This window comes from Xenorhabdus sp. SGI240 (genome assembly GCF_040081915.1).
Taxonomy (GTDB): domain Bacteria; phylum Pseudomonadota; class Gammaproteobacteria; order Enterobacterales; family Enterobacteriaceae; genus Xenorhabdus; species Xenorhabdus bakwenae.
Window position 1 is genome coordinate 1 of the sequence record NZ_JBEBMB010000099.1, and the last position, 2,214, is coordinate 2,214.

3 protein-coding genes and 1 pseudogene are annotated in these 2,214 nt (G+C 55.9%); all 4 read left to right on the forward strand.

Going from position 1 to position 2,214, the window contains the following annotated elements; genetic code table 11:
- Positions 1–197: pseudogene (locus tag ABLA76_RS16005) on the forward strand (TIGR03752 family integrating conjugative element protein); the annotation flags it as partial.
- Positions 197–553, forward strand: coding sequence for a hypothetical protein (locus ABLA76_RS16010; protein ID WP_348988678.1), 357 nt, complete (start codon positions 197–199; stop codon positions 551–553). The pseudogene ABLA76_RS16005 and the gene ABLA76_RS16010, both read left to right, overlap by 1 nt.
- A complete protein-coding gene (locus ABLA76_RS16015) occupies positions 541–942 on the forward strand; it encodes a TIGR03751 family conjugal transfer lipoprotein (protein WP_348988679.1) in 402 nt (133 codons plus the stop codon). The genes ABLA76_RS16010 and ABLA76_RS16015 overlap by 13 nt, the downstream gene beginning before the upstream one ends.
- Positions 942–2,214 (forward strand): conjugative transfer ATPase (locus ABLA76_RS16020; protein ID WP_348988680.1); only part of this gene is annotated, 1,273 nt, incomplete at its 3' end. The genes ABLA76_RS16015 and ABLA76_RS16020, both read left to right, overlap by 1 nt.

A 2,214-nucleotide genomic window follows, 5' to 3' on the forward strand; every position in this document is an offset into this window, starting at 1 on the left:
GTGGCATGAATGACATCACCGCATGGCTCAAACAGCGTTACAGCCAGACGTTTGATGCGGTTTACGTCCCGCCCGGTGCCGGTGTTGTGGTGCATATCACACAATCTCTGGCGATGGATTACGAAACGAAAGGCCGTAAGGTGCGCTACGACGTGAGTGAACCCGTTCAACATGATACTCAGGAAGCCTTAGATTAATGGAAACGTATGTCTTTCGATGGCTGTTCAGTGCCAGCCCGCCTTATTGCCTGCAAATCAACAGCCCCCCACACGCTGAACCTGTACCGGTTCAGCTCTACTGGCGGTCTGCCCATCAAAAAGCGTCCCGGCTCTGTCTTGCCATCGGCAATGCGTGTCAACAGCTGAATGACGGTGATTTTACCGTCTTTCGTCTGACAGAAATCCAGTGGCAGGTGGTGATTGCAGGCAAAGCCAGGGCTGAGCCTGAACAGTGGGAGCGTCTGCCGTTTACGGTATCGGAGCTGGCCGTCCATCCTGAGTTTGCCACCTTGACCGCGATTGGCATTACGGAGGTTCAGCGATGCGAAAAATAAACACTGTTGTCGTGCTGTGTCTGACTGGGCTGCTGGCCGGTTGTTCAACCTCGAAAGATACGCTGCTGCCTGCCGGCGGGCAGACGGTGCTGGCGATGTGGCAGGGCAATAAAGCCGGTCACACTGCCGTGCAGGCCAGAGCCGCATTGCGCAGAACGTTGACCGGAACCGAACGCCGCCGGGCACTGGAAGAGCATTATCATTACAGCCGTTCGGCTGCGCAGGAAATCAGCCAGCAATTCCCCCGTCTCCCCAATCCCGATATGGTGATGTATATCTTTCCGCATCTGGCGGCAGGCAATACGCCGATACCGGGCTACAGTACGGTGTTCCCGTTTTATCAGCAGGTGCAGTACGCCCTGCCGGGTGAACGCACGGAGGCTCTGTAATGAAAAATCCCAAGGCACTGCATCGCCCCGGCCAACTGCGGGAAACGGATGAAGCCGCGATTTACCGGGCCAGCCCCTCCATCATCGACTACCTGCCCTGGGTGGAATATCTGGAAGACGGGCAATGCCTGTTGCTGGATGATGGGGTTTCCGTCGGTGCGGTCTACCATATCGAACCGGTTGCCACCGAAGGGCGTCCAGTGGAACGGCTGATTGAAATCCGGGACCAACTGGAGGATGCGATCCAGGACAGTCTGGAGGAAGACGATATCTCACCCTGGGTGGTGCAGTTTTTTTGTCAGGATGAAGATGATCCAGCCAGTTACCTCAACATGTTACGAAACTATATAAAACCGTGGGCACAAGGTACCGCGTTTACGGAGGCCTTTCTGGCCGAGTCCGAACGCCACCTGAACAGCATTGCTCAGCCTGAGGGGATATTTTACGACAGCTTAATGACCGGGCAACCGTGGCGGGGGCAGCAGCGCCAGACGCGTATGGTGGTTTACCGCTGGCTGCCGGCTCACAAATCGCAGACACACCATCAAACCGTATCCCCGGTGGCGGCACTTAATCAGGTCTGCGAGCGGCTGGTTTCCTCACTGGCGGCGGCGGGTATTGTGGCTGTCCGACAAAATGGCGAGCAGATCCACAGTTGGTTGTTACGTCATTTTAACCCAGCCCCGGACTGGAGCATGGCAAAAGCCGATTTTTACCACACGGTGAGTTATGAAACGCCCATGCAGCTCGAACTCCCGATTTATAATGACTTTGCCGAAAGCCTGTGGTTTACCCCACCGGTATCTGATCCCGAAAACGGTGTCTGGTGGTTTGATGGCCTGCCGCATAAAGCGGTTCCGGTTGAACGCCTGCGCCGCCCGCCAGAACCGGGCACGCTGACGGGCGAAATGAAACGGGGGGATAATATCAATGCCCTGATGGATATGATGCTGGCAGGCACCGTGGTTTCTTTGACCATTGTGGCGCAGGCACAGGATACACTGGAAGAGAATTTTACCCGGCTGGCAAAAAATGCGGTGGGGGAAAATACCGAATCGGCGCGTGTCCGGCAGGATGTGCAGACAGTGAAAGAACTGCTGGGACGGCGGCATAAACTGTACCGCAGTGCGCTTATTTTTCTGGTGCGTGGCAACGATGTTACTGACCTGAACCAGCGGGTGCATCAGTTATCGTCAACCCTGTTGAGCACCGGATTACAACCGGTGCGACCGGAATTCAGTGTGTCCCCGCTGAATGCCTATTTACGCGCCC

What these genes read in the sequence shown, in the direction of transcription:
- ABLA76_RS16015 (WP_348988679.1), top strand. Translation starts at nt 541, where the DNA reads ATGCGAAAAATAAACACTGTTGTCGTGCTGTGTCTGACTGGGCTGCTG.
- ABLA76_RS16010 (WP_348988678.1), top strand. Translation starts at nt 197, where the DNA reads ATGGAAACGTATGTCTTTCGATGGCTGTTCAGTGCCAGCCCGCCTTAT.